General features: G+C 44.3%; 20 protein-coding genes. 15 read left to right on the forward strand and 5 right to left on the reverse strand.

Going from position 1 to position 20,504, the window contains the following annotated elements:
* Nucleotides 1-78: 78 nt before the first annotated feature.
* The gene (locus tag TA_RS04360; protein ID WP_010901255.1) at nucleotides 79-864 is read left to right on the forward strand and encodes a HesA/MoeB/ThiF family protein; all 786 of its coding nucleotides are present in this window, start codon (nucleotides 79-81) and stop codon (nucleotides 862-864) included.
* An 8-nt stretch (nucleotides 865-872) separates the two neighbouring features.
* A complete protein-coding gene (locus TA_RS04365; protein ID WP_241761799.1) occupies nucleotides 873-1,493 on the forward strand; it encodes an HAD family hydrolase in 621 nt (206 codons plus the stop codon).
* Here TA_RS04365 and TA_RS04370 read toward each other — a convergent pair.
* Complete coding sequence (locus TA_RS04370) at nucleotides 1,459-2,112, reverse strand: hypothetical protein (protein ID WP_048161828.1); 654 nt, start codon at nucleotides 2,110-2,112, stop codon at nucleotides 1,459-1,461. The genes TA_RS04365 and TA_RS04370 overlap by 35 nt on opposite strands.
* Nucleotides 2,113-2,244: 132 nt before the next feature.
* Between TA_RS04370 and TA_RS04375 the strand changes: the two genes are divergently transcribed.
* The 4 genes from TA_RS04375 to TA_RS04390 all read left to right on the forward strand — a co-directional run bounded on the left by TA_RS04375 (nucleotide 2,245) and on the right by TA_RS04390 (nucleotide 6,186).
* The gene (locus TA_RS04375) at nucleotides 2,245-2,535 is read left to right on the forward strand and encodes an MTH1187 family thiamine-binding protein (RefSeq protein WP_010901258.1); all 291 of its coding nucleotides are present in this window, start codon (nucleotides 2,245-2,247) and stop codon (nucleotides 2,533-2,535) included.
* Between the two features lie 114 nt (nucleotides 2,536-2,649).
* Nucleotides 2,650-3,075 (forward strand): GAF domain-containing protein, encoded by a 426-nt coding sequence (locus TA_RS04380; RefSeq protein ID WP_010901259.1) that lies wholly within the window; start codon nucleotides 2,650-2,652, stop codon nucleotides 3,073-3,075.
* A 95-nt stretch (nucleotides 3,076-3,170) separates the two neighbouring features.
* On the forward strand, nucleotides 3,171-5,786 hold the full coding sequence (gene alaS / locus TA_RS04385) for an alanine--tRNA ligase (protein ID WP_010901260.1): 2,616 nt from the start codon (nucleotides 3,171-3,173) through the stop codon (nucleotides 5,784-5,786).
* Between the two features lie 118 nt (nucleotides 5,787-5,904).
* Complete coding sequence (locus tag TA_RS04390; RefSeq protein WP_162053255.1) at nucleotides 5,905-6,186, forward strand: PRC-barrel domain-containing protein; 282 nt, start codon at nucleotides 5,905-5,907, stop codon at nucleotides 6,184-6,186.
* Here the strand turns inward: TA_RS04390 and TA_RS04395 are convergent.
* The 4 genes from TA_RS04395 to TA_RS04410 form a co-directional block, all read right to left on the reverse strand.
* Nucleotides 6,143-6,631 carry an archaellin/type IV pilin N-terminal domain-containing protein gene (locus TA_RS04395; protein WP_156778510.1) on the reverse strand — a complete coding sequence of 163 codons (489 nt, stop codon included), beginning with the start codon at nucleotides 6,629-6,631 and terminating at the stop codon, nucleotides 6,143-6,145. The two genes, TA_RS04390 and TA_RS04395, sit on opposite strands and share 44 nt — an antisense overlap.
* A gap of 154 nt (nucleotides 6,632-6,785) precedes the next feature.
* Nucleotides 6,786-7,535, reverse strand: a complete 750-nt coding sequence (locus TA_RS04400) for a tRNA (adenine-N1)-methyltransferase (protein WP_048161832.1) — start codon at nucleotides 7,533-7,535, stop codon at nucleotides 6,786-6,788.
* A gap of 57 nt (nucleotides 7,536-7,592) precedes the next feature.
* Nucleotides 7,593-9,050, reverse strand: coding sequence for an APC family permease (locus TA_RS04405; RefSeq protein ID WP_241761903.1), 1,458 nt, complete (start codon nucleotides 9,048-9,050; stop codon nucleotides 7,593-7,595).
* Between the two features lie 220 nt (nucleotides 9,051-9,270).
* A complete protein-coding gene (locus TA_RS04410; protein ID WP_010901264.1) occupies nucleotides 9,271-9,819 on the reverse strand; it encodes a D-sedoheptulose 7-phosphate isomerase in 549 nt (182 codons plus the stop codon).
* A 102-nt stretch (nucleotides 9,820-9,921) separates the two neighbouring features.
* On the opposite strand from TA_RS04410, the gene TA_RS04415 reads away from it, so the two are divergent.
* From TA_RS04415 to TA_RS04455, 9 genes are all read left to right on the forward strand, one after another.
* A complete protein-coding gene (locus TA_RS04415) occupies nucleotides 9,922-10,722 on the forward strand; it encodes a hypothetical protein (protein WP_010901265.1) in 801 nt (266 codons plus the stop codon).
* Entirely contained in the window at nucleotides 10,712-11,542 is an 831-nt protein-coding gene (locus TA_RS04420; protein ID WP_010901266.1) for an ABC transporter permease, read from the forward strand. Before TA_RS04415 ends, TA_RS04420 begins: the two co-directional genes overlap by 11 nt.
* Nucleotides 11,542-12,432, forward strand: a complete 891-nt coding sequence (locus tag TA_RS04425; protein WP_048161834.1) for an ABC transporter ATP-binding protein — start codon at nucleotides 11,542-11,544, stop codon at nucleotides 12,430-12,432. The genes TA_RS04420 and TA_RS04425 overlap by 1 nt, the downstream gene beginning before the upstream one ends.
* A 52-nt stretch (nucleotides 12,433-12,484) precedes the next feature.
* On the forward strand, nucleotides 12,485-13,399 hold the full coding sequence (locus TA_RS04430; RefSeq protein WP_241761800.1) for a 2-hydroxyacid dehydrogenase: 915 nt from the start codon (nucleotides 12,485-12,487) through the stop codon (nucleotides 13,397-13,399).
* The gene (locus TA_RS04435; protein WP_048161836.1) at nucleotides 13,400-14,320 is read left to right on the forward strand and encodes a hypothetical protein; all 921 of its coding nucleotides are present in this window, start codon (nucleotides 13,400-13,402) and stop codon (nucleotides 14,318-14,320) included.
* A gap of 105 nt (nucleotides 14,321-14,425) precedes the next feature.
* Nucleotides 14,426-15,364: a GtrA family protein gene (locus TA_RS04440; protein WP_010901270.1), complete on the forward strand. Its 939-nt coding sequence runs from the start codon at nucleotides 14,426-14,428 to the stop codon at nucleotides 15,362-15,364.
* A 78-nt stretch (nucleotides 15,365-15,442) separates the two neighbouring features.
* Nucleotides 15,443-16,396, forward strand: coding sequence for a zinc metalloprotease HtpX (htpX, locus tag TA_RS04445; protein WP_010901271.1), 954 nt, complete (start codon nucleotides 15,443-15,445; stop codon nucleotides 16,394-16,396).
* A 94-nt stretch (nucleotides 16,397-16,490) separates the two neighbouring features.
* Nucleotides 16,491-18,560, forward strand: a complete 2,070-nt coding sequence (locus tag TA_RS04450) for a glycosyltransferase family 87 protein (RefSeq protein ID WP_010901272.1) — start codon at nucleotides 16,491-16,493, stop codon at nucleotides 18,558-18,560.
* Nucleotides 18,553-20,463 carry a glycosyltransferase family 87 protein gene (locus TA_RS04455; RefSeq protein WP_048161838.1) on the forward strand — a complete coding sequence of 637 codons (1,911 nt, stop codon included), beginning with the start codon at nucleotides 18,553-18,555 and terminating at the stop codon, nucleotides 20,461-20,463. The genes TA_RS04450 and TA_RS04455 overlap by 8 nt, the downstream gene beginning before the upstream one ends.
* Nucleotides 20,464-20,504 lie beyond the last annotated feature (41 nt).

A 20,504-nucleotide genomic window follows, 5' to 3' on the forward strand; every position in this document is an offset into this window, starting at 1 on the left:
CAGTGAATATCGGTTGCATATAGCGTGTCGTTATATTTTCTGATGCTATCTTTTTAAATTTTGATGCAATAGAGATGCATGATGCCAGAAGATTACAAATATGCAAGGCAGATGGTATTGCGGCAATTTGACAAAGATGACATTGCTAAAATAAGAAGGGCAAGGATACTCGTGGTCGGCCTTGGTGGAGTGGGCAGCCTCATAGCCGATCTGCTGGTACGCAGCGGAGTAAAAAAGGTTGTACTTATAGACCGCGATTATGTATCTTCATCAAACCTCTACAGGCAGACTCTGTATTCCGAAGAGGACATTGGTGATTCCAAGGTGGAGGCTGCAAAGAGAAGGCTGCAAAAGGTGAATACAGAGGTTGAGGTTGAGGCTATAAACGAGACGTTCGATGCAACAAATGCTGAAGCCCTTGTATCGTCAGTTGATCTGGTCATGGACGGAACGGACAATCTGACGAGCAGACTAATCATAAATGATGCCTGCGTCAAGTTGAAGCGGCCCTGGGTTATGGCATCGGCAATCGAAACTTATGGGCAGGTAAAAGCTGTAATACCTGAAAAAACATCATGCTACAGGTGCTACTTCACCAGCGAGCCATTCGCTCAGCCGACATGTGCCGAGGTTGGCGTTTTGAATTCCCTGGTCACTGCGATATCATCTATCGCCTTCACGCTAGCCATGAAAATATTAACTGGCAAGGAAGTGGACGGATCCATATACAACCTAGATATCTGGACGATGGATCTTGACAAGATAGCAGTAGACAGAAGAGAGGATTGCCCATCGTGTGGATTGCATCAGTATGAATACCTGACTGACAGGTATAAGAATATAGGCCTCGAATTCATGCCCTGAAGATGGCAATGCAGATAAAAGGCGTGATCTTCGACTTCGACGGTACGCTCCTGGATTCTGTTGAACTCAGGATAACCGCATGGAAGAAGGCATTTCAGAATTTCGGAGTGAATGTCCCGGAGGATCTCATCAGACCGATGATAGGTTATCCAGGGATCGATCTAGCGAAAAAGTTTGTGAAGAATCCTCTTGACGTTGAGATGCTCCAGGAGGATTACTTTCTCAAGAATATAGAATCCGCGAAATTCTTTCAGGATGTGATTCCAACTCTCGCTGAACTTAGGAAACGCGGAATTAAAACTGCAGTTGTTACCTCGACCAGAAGGATCGTTATGCAGAAGTTCAGTCTCCAAGTTGATCATGTCGTTACGATAGATGATGTGTCAAAGGGAAAGCCTGATCCAGAACCCTATCTGAAGGCGCTGAAGATGATGGGCATACCAGCCGAAGAATGCATCGTCGTCGGAGACATAGAAAATGATCTCATACCTGCTAAGAAGCTTAGATGTATCTCAGTACTCGTAAAGCATGGGCGTGATATCAGTTCCAACTATGCCGATTATGAGATAGAAAATATAGCGGATATACTGAACGTCATAGATCATCTAGCTGAGAAAAATAATAGGTGAAATTGGATATCTTCAGATAATTAACGGTATTGCCTATGGACGCGTTCGGGTTTGCCAGAGGTATTTTGATCGTAGCTGTTGATCCGCCTGTTAGCGTGAGATTATAGGTGAAGCCGTTTATATTTATATTCATCACATTGCCAGCGGTGAACGATGTTGGTACAAACGAAATCTCAACTGCATTTCCCTGATCCTTTTCACTCACGTTCTCAAAGAGGCTGGGTACCGTTAGCGAAACCTTCTTTTCGAATACCGCGAAGAGTATTCTCTCACTGAACCTTATGGTTACGTTGACCGGCTTCAACATCCATCCAGCAGATATCAGCGTGGTCGTATTGACTGGTATAAGTAGATCGGCCGTCGCCTCAGAGAGGGCCGGTACCACTATTTCTGAATTGTAAAGGGTTATAACAGCGCCTGTGTATGCTCTATTTTCGAAGACAGCTTCCACCTTCAGGTAATAGCTCTGACCAAGTTTTTCGAGGCTGTTTATGTTGAACGAGTTTAGGATGGCGACAGACGTCATCTGCTGTTCCTGCACAGCTATTCCCGTTGAGACAAGCATAACGGAAACAAACACGGAGAAGACGAGGAGGAGGATCGAGACCGTCTGACGCATACTGAAAATAGCCGAAATTAATATTTAAATTTTATCGTAATTAGAACCGAATTTTTCTTCTTTTAGCTTGCATTGTCTGACGAAAATATGACGGCATCATTAATTTTTTATCGAAACACGCAATTTCGTATTATGATCTTAGCTGAAGTAACCTACGTTCCAATCGGTTCAGGCACCTCTGCATCCAGATATATAAACGCAGCATTGGAAGAATTCAAAAAATATGGTATTAAATTTTATCCGAACAGCATGGGAACTGTTCTAGAAGCTAAGACCCTTGATGAGTTATTCGAAGCTGTGAAAAGAGGCGAAAGGGCCATTCTCTCCATGGACATAAAGAGGGTTGAAACGTATATCAAAATAGATGACAGGATCGATGTTGAGAACACGGCTGAGAGAAAGATCAGGGCACTAAAGTATTGATGATCGGAGGCTAACGTCTCTCATGGCGTTTTTAGAATAATCGATGAACATCGAATCGCTGGCAATGCATACTCGCACGGAAAGAACTTAAATAATTGTAAAAATTCAGGCTCCATGGATCTCAAAGAATTTGCAAGAAGCCAGATGCAGGCAGCATGCCAGTACCTGAAGGAGAAAAACCCGAAATACGATTGGGTAGGTTTTTACGTCCTGGAACATGGAAAGCTGAAGCTGGAGGCATTCGTCGGCGAGAAAACTGATCACGTTGAGATCAATCTTGGTGATGGTCTATGCAGCCTCGCCGTCCTCAAGAATGATATAGTGAACGAGTACGATGTCAAGAGCAATCCAAAGTATCTGGCGTGCTTTCCGTCAACCCAGTCTGAGATAGTTGTACCTGTCAGGTATCAAGGAGAACCCATAGGCGAAATAGACATAGATTCCGATAAGAAAGCCGCATTCAGCAAGGAAGACGAGGCCATGCTGTCAAGTATAGCCGATCTAATGGCACCACTCGTACATGAATTCTTTGTGAAATGAGTGCCGTCTATTGAAAATAGCCTTTTAACTAACATTAAAGAAGAGCCCAGTAAGCTTTCACAAAATTAGAAATAGTCTTTTAAAATCATACTCCAATGGAAAAACAGACTGGGGAGCTTGATCTGGAATTCTTTTTGAACAGCGGCTTTGAAAAGAAACAGTGCATTAAATGTGGATCATATTTCTGGACACAGGACAAGGAAAGGAACACATGCGGAGATACACCGTGCGATGAATACACCTTCATAGGGAACAGCCCAGTTCCTAAGTCCTATTCGCTTAGCGAAATGCGTGATGCCTTTATAAAATTCTTCGAGAAGAGGGGGCATAAGTTCCTGAAGCCCTATCCTGTCGTACCTAGATGGAGGGAGGACGTGCTTCTTGTCAATGCGTCAATATACGATTTTCAACCTCATGTTACATCCGGCATAGTCAGACCTCCCGGAAATCCCATAGTAATGTCACAGCCAAGCATCAGGATGAACGATGTGGATCTTGTTGGCATAACCGGCAGGCATCTGACCAGCTTCGAGATGCTGTGCCATGATTCATTTAACACAAAGGATAAGACAGTCTATTGGAAGGAGGAAACGGTCCATTACTGCTATGACTTTCTCACAGAGGGCCTAGGCATTGACGGGAAACTGATAAGCTTCAAGGAAAAGCCATGGTCAGGTGGAGGAAACGCCGGAAATGCCCTTGAGGTCTTTGTTCGTGGATTGGAGGTTGCCACCCTTGTGTTCATGGATATGAAGGAGGATCCGAACGGACCGTACGAGATAGACGGCATCCGCTATTCAAAGATGGATATGCGGATAGTTGATACCGGATACGGACTAGAACGCCTTACATGGCTTTCGCAGGGGACACCCACGGTTTATCAGGCCATATATCCCGACATAATCCAGCATGTAATGAAGAACTCATCAGTTTCTGATATAGACGAAGAATTTCTGTCAGAGGTTGTAAAGGCCTCGGTTATGAAAGAGCCATACGAAGAATCATTCGTCATTTCGCAACTTGAGAAGCGTTATCCTGATGCCAGGCAAAGATTCGAAGAGATCAAGAAGGTACGGGACGTTTTCTTGATGATCGATCACGCCAGATCGCTTATGCACATGTTTGCAGCCTATGTCATCCCGTCCAACGTCAAGGTCGGGTACCTCGCCAGGATGCTTATAAGAAGAGCGTACAGGGCGATCAGCAACACAGGATATAGGGGAAGCCTGATGGATCTCATAAGGATGAACCACGAAGATCTGAAAGATATCGTCCCAGATTTTCCGGAACAGTTCGTATCAGATGTGCTATCCATTGAGGAGGAAAAGTACAGAGATGTTGAGAGGCATGGCACGCAGATCATAGATAAAATGATATCAAACAAGGGGAAGTTAAGCCTGGACGATCTCGTGCTTCTATACGATTCACACGGTATAAGCCCAGAAACCGTCAAGGCGTATCTTGAAACAAAAGGCATGGAAATAGATGTGCCTGATAATTTCCATGCTATCGTCATAAAGAGGCATGAGAAGGGAGAAACTGAAAAGAAAAAATACAGCGATTATCCTGAAATAGAGACAAGAACGCTATATTACGATGATCCATTCATGAGAGAATTCACGGGCCTGGTCTTATTCTCAAAGGGCAATGAAATTATACTGGATAAGACTGCATTCTACCCAGAGGGCGGTGGGCAGCCGTGGGATCTTGGTTATTTCGAATACAAGGGAAAGCGCATCAATGTGGTGGCTGTGAGAAAATACGGCAAGACCATCGTCCATACGCTGGACGGAGAGATACCCCAGGGTGTCCGTGTCCACGGCGTCATAGACTGGGAAAGAAGGTCAAGGCTGATGGTACACCATACATCCACTCATCTCCTCCTTGGAGTGCTCAGGGAGGTATTAGGAGAACACGTATGGCAGAACGGCGTCCAGAAGGATGTGGAAGAATCGAGGCTTGACATAACCCACTACAGAAAGATCGATGAAGAGACCATAAGGAAGATCGAGGAACGCGTCTTCGATCTCATAAGGGAGGGGAGGGAGGTAAGCGTCAGGAACCTTGACTGGTACAGTGCCATAGATAAATATGGATTCAGGCTTTTTGAGGGTGGAGTGCCACTTACCCCTAAGATAAGGGTTGTGGAGATACAGGGTGTTGATGCCGAAGGCTGTGGTGGCACCCATCTGAAGAACATCTCCTCAATAGGCGTCCTGAAGATCAGAAAGGTGGAGGCGATACAGGAGAACATATACAGAATAACGTTCTCGGCGGGAGTTCCTGCCCTTCATCTCTTCCAGGAATCGTACGAGGCGTCCTATGGCATATCCACGTTGCTGAAAAAGCCTATAGAAGAAATCGCCCAGTCCGTTTCGGAGCTTTCCAAGGGCTACGCTGATCTGAGGAGAAGCCTCGCCGAGGCCAGGCGCAGGGACATAGAGAACAGGATAGCCAATGCCAAGAAGATCGGAACTCCAGGTGCAGAATATCCCATAATAGAGGCGGATGATGCCGATATAGGAGAAATATCGAGGATAGCGCATTCCAGGAAGGTGGATCTCATTGTTGAGACGCGCATTGCAGGAAAATTTAAGTATACCGCCATTTCGCCTAGTAAAAAAGCCAGGGATATGATCAGAAAGCTGTTCAATGCAGATCCAGAGGGAAATGACTCCATGGCTTCATATATAAATGAATACAGCGAGTGATCATGTATCCGACCCATCAGATATAATTGCGCTATTCCTGAAGGCCGGATTTCTACCTTTAATTCAGAAGCTCCTACATGACCATAAAAATAAATACCAATTCATGTTTTATTTAGTGATGGAGTTCTATTCACGCGTGAATCAAAAGCCGGTGATGTCAAGTTCCGGAGAGATAATCGGCTATGTCAAGAGTTTCATGGCGGATGAAAAATGGAATTTAACGACCATGGTCGCAAAACCATCAGGTGGCAGGGGTAGGCTGAATATACCCACTGATGATGACGGCAATTACCTGATCCCTATGTCTAACGTAAACGTCGGAAACGATGCCATAGTTGTCATGAACATAGAGAGCATCAGGAGGTTGCCGAGGCAAGACCAACATTCTGGCTTGCAATAGTTCCATCAGTTACGGTATCAACTAGTTTAACGAACTTTATGAATGGATCCCCGTTGTTTGGGAGGCTGCTTATGGTTATGACCGTCAGAGCCGATAGATAATCCGGGCCGTTAACCGTTATCTTCCAGTACTGTGTCTGAATAGTACCCTGCGTTAGTGGCACTACAGTTATATTACCATCCGATGCCTGAAACTCAAGCGTAACCTTCGCTAGAGATATGTTCTGGTTTACGCCGCTGATGTAAATGGTGTATACCCCGTCATTCGAGGCCTGCTGTGTCTGGTTTGTTACGGTCATGGATGCCTGTGGCGTAGGTGCGGATATCAAGGAAACATAACCTCCAAGCAGGGAATAGGGCGTTGCCGCCAGTACTATCGTTATCGCTATTAACAGTATCGTAGCTATTATGGGTGATACAGCCTTATCCTGCCTGCTAAATTTCATGATACATTCATACATACATATGGATATTAAAATTGATGCGTTTGAAATGCTATTTCGCAGTAAATTTTTCCGCTTTCGGTCATATGTACATCAACTCGGATCGAAGAAATTTATAAATCCAGAATTTTTAAGTATGTCCGGATAAAACGAGTATTCAGATCCTGTACACCATGCCTGATTTCTTTATGGCAAATGTTATGAATGCTGTGTGAGTCAGATCATCACTTGCTGGCCTGGTTGCACCCTCCCTGACGAGTATTCTCCTCTTCATCAGTTCAACGGTTTCAAGATGATGCATACCGGACGCAGATAAAGAAAGAACGGTCTTTTCGCTTTGATCGAAGTTGGGCAGGTAGAATGTAGCAACGCTGCCAGGTTTCATCATCGAAGCGATCTTCTGCACGTGGTTCCATGGATCTGGAATATCGGCTATGACTGCATCGTACATTTGATCGCTGATGAAATCAGCGATATCGGATCTGCTGGTCCTGACATTGCCTATGTCGTAGAACTCCGACAGATTATCCATGGCCTTCTTCAAGTTATCCTCGTCTCTTTCCACTACTGTGAGCGTACCCTTCCCGTTCAGTGCATATAGTATGTATGACGACATGTTTCCGGAGCCGACGCCTACCTCCAGAATATCCATACCTGGCCTCAGCCCGCATCTCATTATTATGTATGAAGCATCTATTTCAGATATTATCTGTGTGTTCCTCCTTATCACCCTGCCAAAATACATCGGCGAGAAGTCAGAAACTATAAAGCTCTTTCCAGAAACTATGAGTTCATCTCCAGGCTCTATAACCCTTGATATGCCCAGGTGGTGCATCTTGCCCTTGACCAGAATGCTGTTCGTACTTTCATCGAATTTACCGTATTCATCCTCAGATACCAATATCACCGGCGAAGATCGCTTCAATATTTATATCGCTTTTGCAGAACACTAAAAAAGAAAAAGTTATAGGCTGAAATCTCCCAGGTATTCCAGCTTTTCTTTGAATTTAAATCTCATAACCACGGTTGAAACGATTATTATTGCGATCAGGGCGAAGGAGGCGAATACAGCATCCACATAGAACAGGTTGAAATATATGCTTGCCACTATGGCAGCCAGCAGGGTGGCCGTAGAAGCTGAAGGTATAATGAGATACTTGATCGTGTTCATGGGCCCCATTCGTGCGTGCTTCTTCATATAGCTGTAAAGTGAGGTGTTCGTAAGTATATGCACTATATATGTTATGGGACTTTCAAGTATCAGCAGGAATATGGATGAAGAGAGCAGTGCATTAAGCGGGGACATCTTTGCGATGAATTCAAATCCAGCGCCCACACCTATGACGATCGCCGTTGATATAATTGCCAGGGTTATCATAGACATCGTGGGCGTTCCATTATTCCTATTGATCTCGGAGAGGAAAGACGGGAGAGCCCCTTCCCTTGACATGGAAAACAGAACCCTTGTGGCATTTGTCCCAAGAGAAACCGTGGCCGTGAAAAAGGAGTTCAGCACTATTACTATGAGAACCCAGAATATGACCTTGCTCGCGATGCCGAAATCCGCGCCGTATATATTCAGGAGAGGATAGGCATTGTTGCCCACACCGAAGGTTGAAATATTCTGTATGCCCCAGGTTATGACCTGCGCGTAGGATGCCAGGATTATAGTAACACCAAGTATCGCAATCGTTGCGACAATGGCCAGAGGCACATTCCTCTTCGGTTTCTGAGTCTCCTCAGCTATCGGTATAGAACCGCCAATGCCTACGAATGCTCCTATCGCATAGATCATCATTGCAAATATGGCGAACGGATCGTTTCCCATCGGTGATGGCGTGAACGGCGTTGCGCTGACACGAGCCGGATGCATCATTATAAGCGCAAGTGATGTTGCGATCAGAAAACTTACCTCGATGAACATTGTGTATGTGACGAAACGCAGGGATGGCTTTATGCCTAAATATATAAGAAGGCTGACAAGGCCGATAAAAATGATGGCAATGGGCATCCATATAAAATCTGGATCAGGTATGGAAATGCCCAGGGTTGGAAGGATTGCATATCCAAAACCAAGGAAGCCGAGAATACCAAAGCCTGTAAAACTGAGAATCTCGTAGGTTATATACGAAAGCGCGGTGACAAAGCCAGCCGAAGTGCCCAGGCCTCTCGACACGAAGGTATAATAGCCTCCTGCACTGGAGAGCCGTCTGGAGAATGCGTACATAGAATAGCTCATGAGCGCATATATTATTAGAGAGAGGAGAAGTATCAGCGGTATGGCATATGCGCCTTCCTGGTGCGTTACAAATGTAGAGGTTATCAACGATGCGGTTCCCGCGATGTAGAGTACGATTGTACCGGCAGGTGCATTGAGCGCTACGGCCTGAGATATCGCGTGTCTCAGACCCAGCTGGTTCACTACCAAATGCTTAAACTTATTCGAACCTGTTTCCACTTTTAAAGTTATTACTCTGTTATATTTAATTTTCTCTCTCTGGCGCCCGTCATCCGTTGTTTTTCATCAGACATGGTAAGACACATTGATTGATCAAAAAAATAAAATCTCTCTGAAATTCTGCCTCTTTGATGATCTATGCTGATATCGCTATTGTCTGATACGAATTTAAAAACAAAGCGGATCAAAATTTTTCATCAATCATAGCGCATATCATGTGTATTACGGTTATGTGCATCTCTTGAATTATGGAAGTGAGATCCGAATCAACGTTCAGCGTTTCGTCCGCAACACCCTTCAACTGACCGCCTGATCTCCCGGTAAAAGCTATCGTATGGCAGCCAATCCGCTTTGCGGATTTTATGCCCTCGATTACATTCTTCGAATTTCCTGAGGTACTTATTCCCACTACCACATCTCCAGGCTTTGCAAGTGCTTCGACCTGCCTTGAAAAGACAACGTCATAGGAGTAATCATTTGCTATCGCCGTGATCGATGAAGTATTCGTGGTGAGGGCTATCGCTGCAAGCGGCTTCCTTTCCTTCATAAAATGCCCGGTGAGCTCAGCCACAAAATGCTGGGCATCTGCGGCAGATCCTCCGTTTCCGAAAACAATCAGCTTGTTGCCGGATGAGATGGCACTTGATATTTTATCTGCGATACCTATGATCTTTTCAATATTCAAATTCAACCTGGCACGAGCACCTTCTTCAAGATACTTTTTTGCATCCATGGAGGAATATGTCTTGTCATTGATATATCATTTCTGATCCCCATGATAAATTATGTCATTTCATAGGTAAAAGACTTATATATCATTTTATAATGAGTAAATGTGAATGTACTGTTCAAGCGTCTTATAATTGTAGCGGTGGCAGTGGCAATAGTGGTGCCAACTGTTTACTACGCAGTATCGCTAAATAATTCCACGCAGAAGCAATCAGATCCGCTATATTACGCTCCTTCAGATTCAAGCATGATCGGTTACGTAAACTATAACGGAACGCATCTATACATTTTCGCAAATAACCGGAGCTACGGTATCATAGTGGATAGCTCATCCCTTTCAAGCCTGAACTTCAGCAGAATCTCCTCGCTCACCGGAAAAACGAACGTCAGCCAGTCAGGAAATGGTTCAGGCCTCAACCTGACCTCTAAGGTCAACATCGTCATGTATGCAAACTACAAGAATTATCAGATATACATGATAAAAAATATCAGTTTCTCATTTGCAGGTGTATCATTTGGCAACCAGAGCATTTATCTCTATACAGACAATGGTTTCGTTGTAATTGGAAACATAAACGGAATTTTCGATTCTATAAATGCAACCCTTAATGGAAGGAATGCAGTGGGATATTCCGGATACATCAATACAGGCGCTAACGTTTCCCTAGCCATATTCAATCTCACGGATAAATTCGTTAAATCCGTCTATCTGAACATGACTGGATACAATGTGACGGGAAAAATAGTGTTTACAAACTATACGTATGAATCCTATTTCATCTCAATGGCATCCAACATAAGGGGCTTCAACGTTACGGGGGTTAATGATCTCAGCCTCCTCTTCACCATGAACGCCAGGAGTTTCGATTCAGTTTACGAATTTATCGGTGTATTGAATGGCCAATAAATTCTCAGTCGCATTCTCGTATTATTTCAAGAATTATTATAGATCCAGGAGCTTCTACCTGATGCTTGCGCTCATACTACTCATAACCGCCATAATGTCCTATTTCTCATTCAGGTATCAGGGAAAGATAGACAGCTTTCTCGGAAAATTCGACCGATCCGCAATAACTGCAGGCCTAAAAGCAAGAGCTTTGGATTACATATGGTCCTTTGTCCTGGTTGATATACCCGTATATGCGGCGGTTTTCTTCGGATCTCCATCCATATCAAGCGAGATAGAGGATCGAACAGCATTCCACATATTTTCCCTTCCGGTTGGGAGAATAACCATATTATCCGCAAAATACGCGGCTGCTTATGCGGTTACGATCTTAGTGTCCACCATATACTTCATCGCTGAGGCCATAATTACAAGAACAATTTACGGAACCATAGATTTGAATGCATATCTTGAGTCATTTGCCATAACTCTAATATTCGTGGGTTCGGTGATCGCATTCACGTTCTTCATAAGCAGCATTTTCAACAGGAACATCTACGCATACATAACTGTACTCATCATCTATTTCCTTGTTTTTAATGCCATAGATGTCATAACAAGTTTGCTCTACAGCACAACATCACCCTTCCTCTTAAACAACGCTGCGAATATCATCATGGAGGTTTTCATAAACATAAACCTCTTCACATTCTCGCCAACAATTTCTCTGTCTCCAGCCGGCAGTTCACAGGTCCTTCTTGCAGTTGCGGTTATGATAATATACATGGCAGCATCGATAGCCGCAGCCGCGATTCTATTTGAGAACAAGGAGGCGAAGTGATGGGCATATCCGTTAGCAATGTATCGAAGAGGTACGGAGATCTCATGGCTCTTAATCGCGTTTCATTCAACGTCAATGGCACGGGATGCCTTGTCCTTCTCGGGCCAAATGGAGCCGGCAAGACAACGCTGATGAAGATTATGACAAACATAATAAGGCCGTCAGAGGGTAACGTGAGCATAAATGGCTTCAACGTCAGGGAAAATCCAGGCAAAGCCCTGGAAACTGTAGGATCGCTGATAGAGCAGCCAGAATTCTATCCCTACATAACGGGCTATGAGGCTCTGATGTTTACATGCAGGATAAGGGGCATTTCCAAAGAAAAATGCATATCAGAAGTTCAGCGTGTCTCAACGCTAACGCACTGCCGCGATTATCTTAATAGGAAGACCAAAGAATACTCGCGGGGAATGAAGCAGAGGGTTGGGCTCGCCACAGCACTGATAGGCGACCCTTCGATTATAATACTGGATGAACCAACTTTCGGTCTTGATCCCAATGGAATGATGGAGATCCGCGATATAATAATGAAGATGAAGAAGGAAAAGCTCATTGTGCTCAGCACCCACCTGATATCTGAAGCTGAATTGCTAGCGGATTATATAGGAATAATAGATCACGGGCGCCTGATGCATTTCGGCCCCGTTGAAAAACAGCGTTATCTTGAGGTGAAAGGCCAAATAAACGAAGCGCACGTCAACGTGCCTGGAGTAGAAATAGTGAAAAAAGACGATGTCCGGATGATATTGAGGAAGAGCGATGGCGTTGACAATTGGGCCATAATAAAGGCACTTGAAACCTCCGGATCCATCATAGAAACATTCGATTATTACAGTATAATCGAAGACCTTTACAGAAATAACGTTTCGCAGACGGATGCAGAAATGTGAAAAAATTCTCCGCAGCATACATAAACCTTATTTCCTGATTCTTGTTATTGTCATGATGGATGTTTACGTTAACTTTCCCGCAGACGGTCATGTCAGGGAAATTGCAAAGACAGTGCTTGATGGTTTCGATCTGCACTGGTACCCTGACTATTACGATGCGGAGGCCCAGGTTATAAAGGACAGATATGTCTTGGGCAAGAGGACAAAAATGATACAGGCAATAAGTGCCGGCGTGGATCATATCGATGTAAATGGAATTCCTGAAAACGTTGTTTTATGCAGCAATGCGGGCGCATATTCGATCTCCGTTGCTGAGCATGCATTTGCACTTCTGCTGGCTCACGCAAAGAATATCCTCGAAAACAATGAACTGATGAAGGCAGGTATCTTCCGGCAATCGCCAACAACGCTTCTTTATGGCAAAGCCTTGGGAATTCTTGGATATGGCGGCATAGGCAGGAGGGTTGCCCATCTGGCAAAGGCGTTTGGAATGAGGGTTATCGCGTACACGCGATCCTCAGTAGACCAGAATGTAGATGTTATAAGCGAGAGCCCTGCCGATCTGTTCAGGCAATCAGACTTCGTATTAATAGCCATACCATTGACAGATAAAACTAGGGGAATGGTCAATAGTCGACTTCTTGCTAATGCCAGGAAGAACCTCACCATAGTGAATGTTGCACGTGCGGACGTCGTTTCAAAGCCAGATATGATAGGCTTCCTTAAGGAACGATCAGATGTGTGGTACCTTTCGGATGTCTGGTGGAATGAGCCAGAGATAACTGAGACAAACCTCAGAAATGCGATACTCAGCCCCCACGTTGCTGGTGGAATGTCCGGTGAAATAATGGACATTGCGATCCAGCTTGCGTTCGAAAACGTGAGAAACTTCTTTGAGGGCCATCCAAGGAATGTTGTAAGAAAGGAAGAATACAGGGTAAGGAGCGAAAGATTCCTGGGGATATAGATGATGAGAAGATCTGTATATGCTGTCAGGCTTGATACTGTGAGGTACGAGAGGAAACTAAGCCTCATAGCTGCCGTTGATAGCGTGGAGTCTTCCCATCAGATCATAAACACCATGATAGATATAGCTGAAGAAACGGGCTATCAATATGAAATTCTGATATCTACCAGGACTTCGGATGAAGAAAACTATTACTATGATGAGATCAAGGTCGTATCCAGAAACACAAGGAAGAGGAGCGAGGGCCTGGCGAGGGCGGTGAAGTCCGCCACTGGAAATTATGCCTTCATCTTCGAACCGTCCGTGAGGTATTCGCTCACCTATGCTGATCTCATATATGGCTACATCAACCTGGGCACAAGCGAAGTGCTTGTTTCAAACATCCTGGGATTCCAGACCGATGTGATAAAGAACGTTGGGAACTGGAGGCCGCTCACATGCGGCGAGGACATAGATCTTATGGCAAGGGCCTTCGATTCTTATGGCGTCATATCATATCCAATGGGCGGTCTGACAGGCCTTGACATTGATGATCTAATATACGGCAAGTGGCGAAACAGGATAGAAAAGGCTCTGGCCATGCGGGATCTAGTAATAGCCGCTAACTTGAAGCACAACAACATAGCGGAAATGGCTGAGAGCATGGGCATCGATCTTCCAACCTATGAATGGCTCATCTCAGGAAGGATCCTCTCCTATCTTTCAGGGATAAGGCCATACGAGAAGAATGTCAATAATTACATTTTCATAATGGAAAGGATCATCGAGTCCTATATATCTCAGGACTACAGAAGAATAGATACAGTCAGTGCATCACCATATATATCACTGTCAAACAGGACAAGAAAGTATCTCTCATCCGTCAGCGATCTGTGGACTGAACAGAATACTGATAACAAATATCCAAGAGAAAGTGTCTAGAGTTATTCGGCGTTTAACGTATATTGTGTCTGACCAGATATAAATGAATTTTCATCAGTATACCAGAAAAGTTTAAAAGAAGAAATACCGATAACGCATATCACCATGGAATACCAACGAACCAGAAGTGCCATTGAGCAGCACGCTTCACTGCAGGAATTTCTGTCTGACAAAACACTGATAATTATAACCCATGATGAAGAATTGCCGAAGAACCTCCCGCCATTCGGCGATGTTAAAATATACACCGTTGAAGCTATAGAAAAGGACAGAAAGAAATTTGAACAGACGCTCAGCGATGATACATTTTACATGATATGCGATGGGGGATACGCCTCAAAGGATATAATATCGAATCTTTACGATATAGACAGATACGACATCATATTGGAAAAGAGGAAGCTTGGCCTTCTTCTGAAGATATTCAAGCACGTACTTGCTGAGGATGAGAGAATAGCGGAAACGTCGCTTGATGTAATTCTGATGAACTCTGCCGTGATGGATTACATACTTTCCAGGAATTACAAAATATCGAGAGAAGTTCTTCTCAGGATAATATCCAGCAACAGGTTTCGAGTAAAGTACATAGACACAAACATGTGGCAGAACCTGAAGAATTTCGTTTATATCGGCATATACGAACTGATAAGAAGCTCACTTCCAAAATATATGATTGTTGGGACAACAGGCATACTTCTCAACGAATTCATGCTGAAGATGCTTTCTTATCATCTTCCACTCACATTTGCGGACGCCTTTGCCATTGAAACCAGCATCACCTCAAATTTCCTTATGAATGAGTACTGGACCTTCAACAACAGGGATGTCACAAAGGGTGTTAAGGGCTTCTTCAGGAGGATGGGTTTTCACAATCTTACTTCGCTGATCGGCCTTGGAATAAATCTTGGTATATTCACTGCACTCGTCGATACAGGAATGGAGATGCTTGCGGCTAACCTCATAGGCATTGCAGTTGCATTCCTGTCTAGATATCTTATGTCTTCCAGGATTGTGTGGCATGGCCCGACAAAAACAAAAGAGTAATGCCATTCTTCATCTTTAGTGAGATCTTAATGTTCTTTTTCCTGACAGATTTAAATCCATGTTTTTAATTTTGGAAATATGTCGCTGATGTCGATCCGGTTGAAGCTTAGCAGCCTGCTGATGGGTATTGCTATCTTCGCCATAGGATTCGGCATAATATATGCTATATTATATTACATTGGCCTGAATATCGGCGCAATAGCACTTTTGATGGTGCTGCTTCCAATTTTCATAATCATGGATATCGTCCAGTGGCTGTTCGGTCCGTACATGATCGGAGCAGTTTACAGGACACACAAATTACAGCCAACTGAGCCAGAGTATAACATGCTAACGTCTATCGTCAGCGAAGTGGCGAGAAACAACAACATCAGGATGCCGGAAGTATACATAGCAGAGGTAGATATGCCCAATGCCTTTGCCTATGGATCGCCCATTGCTGGCAGGAGGATCGCTGTTACAAGGGGTCTTCTCAGGATACTTGAACCAGATGAGATAAAGGCAGTAATAGGTCATGAGATGGGGCATCTGAGGCACAGGGATGTTGAGATGCTGCTTGCAATTGGCCTCATACCGACGCTCATATTCTATTTCGGGTATACATTGCTCTTCTCTGGAGAGAGGGGCCGAAACGCTGGGGGAATAGTGCTGCTGGCCATAATTGCCATGGCAGCGAGCTTCCTGTTCAGGTTCCTCATACTTGCCTTCAACAGAATGCGGGAGAGCTACGCAGATGTCAACTCTGCGCTAACCGTTGATGGCGGTGCAGAAAAGCTGCAGACTGCACTTGCAAAAATCGTGGCGGCGACTGGACGTACTGGCCGGTATACAAGACGTAGACGCAATACGCCATCAAGCAGCGTGACCGAAATGCTTTTCTTCAGCAACCCGAATCAATCAGCCAACGAAGATTACAGGAAGCTGCTTGAGGAATGGAAGACTGCAAAGGTCTCGCTCTTTGCAGATTTCTTTTCTGATCATCCACATCCTGCAAAGAGGATACAGAGACTTGAAAAGCTAAAGATGTCGTGAAACTCATCATACCATGATCACCTTTTTAATTCATCTTCCACAAATCATCAACCCAATCTAAAAAGTCTAATAGAAGGATTATTATCCCTACACAATGCTGCAGGAGAGGTCGTGGAACCTGGCCCTTTCCGTGACGCTCATCGTATATGCGTATATGGCCTGGTTATCCATCGGCTATTACGAAGTATCGGTCCTCGTTCTTGTTTGGATACTGGTAGTAATTGCCGGGCTGCTGGCGATAAATGCAACAACGCACATCATTCCTGCAGCAAGATCAGCCCTGATCTATTCAGCACTCTTCGTTTCTATGATCCTCATGCTGGCCATATCGCTGAAGTACGTGTCAAGCTACTACCTTGAGGATGAGATTCTGATACAGAACAACGCAGCCTATCTCTTCGTTCACGGCCAGGACCCGTACGTCAGATCGAATATGCTGAAGATGTTTTACTCATCCCAGGTACCCTTATTCAACACGCCGATGCTTGAAGGTGGTTATGTCTATTATCTGATTTATCCTGGATTATCCGTGCTTCTCTTTGTTCCATCCATTTTATTTCATTTCAATCCTGATTATATGATAGCAGCTTTCAACTTCATATCGATAGTACTTTTGATCTATTATTACCGTAAAAAGAAGTTGAAGCTGCAGACTCCTCTCATAATTACCGCTATAATGGTCTCGGCTTTTTACTTTGGCTTCACGGTTGCCGGCGTCTCCGCCATAATATGGGTGACACTGCTGGCGATGGCCTACATCTTCAGAGACAGGCCGTACATTTCTGGAATAATGTTTGGCCTGTCGGTTGCCTACAAACAGGATCCTGCCATAGTGTTCCCATTTCTTCTTTATTTCATCTACAAAGAATACGGTGGCTCTCATGCTATGAAATTCGTAGTTGCAATTGTTATTTCCTTCTTTGCAGTCAATCTGCCGTTCATCGTCATGGGCCCGATGGAATGGATAACCTCCATACTCAGCGTTGCCAACCAGAACATAATAGGTGTAGGTGTGGGGCCCTCAATAATATCCTTCGCCGGGTTCTATCATGTGAATCCATTGTATTTTTCATCCGTCGTACTCATCCTTGAACTGTTCTTGCTGTTCCTGTACATCAGGTATTATAATGCCCTGAAGTATGCATTCTTTGCTTTTCCTGTGATCGTAATGCTGTTCAACTTCAGGGTGCTCATAAGCTATCTCATGTACTGGCCTTTCCTCGTAATGATCGTTCTTCCGGACATAAACATACAGGAGAACATGCTGAAGCCCCTACATGTTAAAAAATCGCACTTTATAGCATTGTCTCTGGTTCTCATCGTTGTTACAGGCGGTTTCACCATACCCCTGCATAGCAGCAGTGGATCTATGGCAATAAAATCGATCGATGCTAGTTCCGATACCATCTCAATACCGAACATCATAGACAGAATCAACATCACGATTTCCTATGAGCCGGGCAATGGCTATCCTGCTTCCATCCCCGCTTACTTCAGAATACTTACAGATTCAGCTATGGAGAACTACAGCGTGAACGGCCTCCTGTGGCATGCGAATGCATATCTGCATCCGGGCGAGAACAACATAAGCATATACCCCGATAATTCTTTCGATCTGCTTCCCAGCAACACATCATTCATACTGATAGCATACTATGGCCAGATGCAGGCCTCCTACAGGAGTCCCGGGCTTTACGATCAGCCTGAATACCCTGTACCGGACCCCATGTTCCTGTATCCTGAATACTCAAAATCGGAACCTTTCCCAGGATGGCAGGCACGAGGAAACGGAGTGGATATTGCATACGATGCCCAGGGGTTCAACATGAGCTCTGCCGGCTGGGCCAACCTCACGTCAAGCATCATTGCAGGAACGCAAGATCTGCAGAACCTAACACTCTACTATAACATAAGCGGGAGCGGAGTATATGGCTATGTCATATCGTTCTCCGTGTTTAACTATACTGTTTCATCGGATCCTTTCAGCGTGAATCTCAATTATACGTATCTTATCGTGAACAAAGATCAGGGAACAATAAAACTCAAAGATGCATATGAAGTCGCTTCTGAGTATAAATGGCCATTAAACAGCATTAGAATAACATTTTTCACCGGGCCAGCATCTTCGATCAGAGTCGAATATGTAGGTGCAGCATATGATTGACGATGACCTGTGGTCTACAGTTAGGCGCCTAGAATTCCTTGGCTTCACTGTTATAGCCTATATGCTGGCCTATTTTCTGTGGACGGTGTACGGTTACCTCGATCTATTCGTGGATATTCTACAGTGGACGATCTCCATGGCCGGTACATTCGTTGCAATATATGCCATGACTGAGCATTCGATGAAGATCTCTAAAAGGAGCATATATACGCTCGTGGTAGGAAATACTGCCATTCTCATCGTTATAATAATCAAATTTGGGCTTTTCAGTCCAATATTCGATCCCTTGATACTCTTCCTCGGGTTTGTCGATTACTACCTCATGCGCGATACCGTCAAGCCAAAGCTGGGAGATCCGGATCGGTTTGCACGTATATTCGCAGCCGTTATGATATCCCTTATGTCCATAATATCAGCATTCATGCGCCCAAGCTATATAACAGGAATTGCTGCCGCAGTTCTCATAATTGCCGGTGCAATATCCTATTTCCGCCTCAATTATCTTGTATATCCTGCCCTTATCGGTTCAGTTATTTTGTTCGCTCTTTCAATTCTCCCTCTCTACCCGAAGTTCGGAACGGATGAGCTTGCGCTTGATTATTATGCGGCCATCATGATATTGCATGGCACAAATCCCTACATACCGATCGTGATGTCCAACGCCTTTGCTTACCTTCATTTTCAGATCTCAATGACCACGCCGCTTTCCACGGGCGGATATGTAGAAACCTTTTCTTATCCGGTGCTTGCGGCTTTGGTGTTCATACCATCCATTATAATGCATTTTGATCCAACTCTGACAGTTCTTGCATTCACAATGGCCATGTACCTAATAGTTGCTATTTACTTTCTCAGAAAGGGCATGATAATATCATCGGTGCTGTCAATTGCCATAATGGCAGTAAACGTGAACATGGTAAGCTTCGCAGATGGTTCCGTACCGGACGCCATATGGGCATTTTTCCTGATGGCATCGTTGATGACCATAGAAAGACCGAAGTTAAGCGCCGCCATGTATGGTGTATCAATATCGATAAAGCAAATACCATGGATTGTGCTTCCATTCCTGATCTATTTCATATACCGCGAAAAGGGCCGCAGAGCGGCTATTGAGTATATAGCTATATCCATTGGAATTCTCCTGCTCGCAAATGCATATTTCATCATAAAGGAACCGCACTATTTCATTTCATCCATACTTTCTCCGGAGATCTCAAGTCTCATAGGCGTAGGCCAGGGCATAAGCATACTCAGCATAGCGGGCTTCTATCAACTATCGCCCATCTATTTTACCATTCTGTTCATCTTTTCAATAGTTTTTCTCTTTCTAATTTATGCAAGGCATTACGATGCTCTGAAGTACACCTTTCCCATATTTCCATTGTTCATCTTCTTCTTCAATTACAGGGATCTCTACAATTACCTTTTATTCTGGCCATTTATAGCGTTTGCGTTCCTTCCGCAGCTCAAGATCGGAGACAAAGCCAGAAAGATCAGGATCGGCCTCAAGAGGCTGGCCTTGTATTCCGTAATTTTTGTGGCCGTCGCTGGGATAGTATCTGTTCCGCTGCACAGCCAGAGCTCATTTTCTATCACCTCTGTGTCAAACATTGAACAGAGGTCATATTACGTGGTTCAAATGAACGTTAACGTGTCCTATACAGGCGATCAGATATCACAGATGCAGTTCAGGTTTCTACCGTATGGATACCTTGGAAACCTCAACGGCCTGATGTGGGATGTAAAATCCTATGAGTCCGGAAAGAACTGGATAAATTTCACCATAGAACCGTTGTTCCAGCAGTCAATGCTCAACGTCAACTATTCGTACAAACTCGTAGCGTATTACGGAAATGAACAGGCATTTTACAGCCTGGATCTTCCTTCCATCTTCTCCGGCTAGAGATGTATGAAAAAGCGCATTTTCAACCTGTCTTGTAGCAA

It is taken from the genome of Thermoplasma acidophilum DSM 1728 (assembly GCF_000195915.1).
In the GTDB taxonomy this organism is placed as follows: domain Archaea; phylum Thermoplasmatota; class Thermoplasmata; order Thermoplasmatales; family Thermoplasmataceae; genus Thermoplasma; species Thermoplasma acidophilum.

Bases quoted from the DNA above. Each gene is read 5' to 3' on its own strand.
- TA_RS04410 (WP_010901264.1), bottom strand. From the start codon at position 9,819: ATGGATGCAAAAAAGTATCTTGAAGAAGGTGCTCGTGCCAGGTTGAAT.
- htpX (WP_010901271.1), top strand. From the start codon at position 15,443: ATGTCGCTGATGTCGATCCGGTTGAAGCTTAGCAGCCTGCTGATGGGT.
- TA_RS04440 (WP_010901270.1), top strand. From the start codon at position 14,426: ATGGAATACCAACGAACCAGAAGTGCCATTGAGCAGCACGCTTCACTG.
- TA_RS04450 (WP_010901272.1), top strand. From the start codon at position 16,491: ATGCTGCAGGAGAGGTCGTGGAACCTGGCCCTTTCCGTGACGCTCATC.
- TA_RS04380 (WP_010901259.1), top strand. From the start codon at position 2,650: ATGGATCTCAAAGAATTTGCAAGAAGCCAGATGCAGGCAGCATGCCAG.
- TA_RS04375 (WP_010901258.1), top strand. From the start codon at position 2,245: ATGATCTTAGCTGAAGTAACCTACGTTCCAATCGGTTCAGGCACCTCT.
- TA_RS04395 (WP_156778510.1), bottom strand. From the start codon at position 6,631: ATGAAATTTAGCAGGCAGGATAAGGCTGTATCACCCATAATAGCTACG.
- TA_RS04455 (WP_048161838.1), top strand. From the start codon at position 18,553: ATGATTGACGATGACCTGTGGTCTACAGTTAGGCGCCTAGAATTCCTT.
- TA_RS04360 (WP_010901255.1), top strand. From the start codon at position 79: ATGATGCCAGAAGATTACAAATATGCAAGGCAGATGGTATTGCGGCAA.
- TA_RS04420 (WP_010901266.1), top strand. From the start codon at position 10,712: ATGGCCAATAAATTCTCAGTCGCATTCTCGTATTATTTCAAGAATTAT.
- TA_RS04425 (WP_048161834.1), top strand. From the start codon at position 11,542: ATGGGCATATCCGTTAGCAATGTATCGAAGAGGTACGGAGATCTCATG.
- TA_RS04365 (WP_241761799.1), top strand. From the start codon at position 873: ATGCAGATAAAAGGCGTGATCTTCGACTTCGACGGTACGCTCCTGGAT.
- TA_RS04435 (WP_048161836.1), top strand. From the start codon at position 13,400: ATGATGAGAAGATCTGTATATGCTGTCAGGCTTGATACTGTGAGGTAC.
- TA_RS04370 (WP_048161828.1), bottom strand. From the start codon at position 2,112: ATGCGTCAGACGGTCTCGATCCTCCTCCTCGTCTTCTCCGTGTTTGTT.
- alaS (WP_010901260.1), top strand. From the start codon at position 3,171: ATGGAAAAACAGACTGGGGAGCTTGATCTGGAATTCTTTTTGAACAGC.
- TA_RS04430 (WP_241761800.1), top strand. From the start codon at position 12,485: ATGATGGATGTTTACGTTAACTTTCCCGCAGACGGTCATGTCAGGGAA.
- TA_RS04390 (WP_162053255.1), top strand. From the start codon at position 5,905: ATGGAGTTCTATTCACGCGTGAATCAAAAGCCGGTGATGTCAAGTTCC.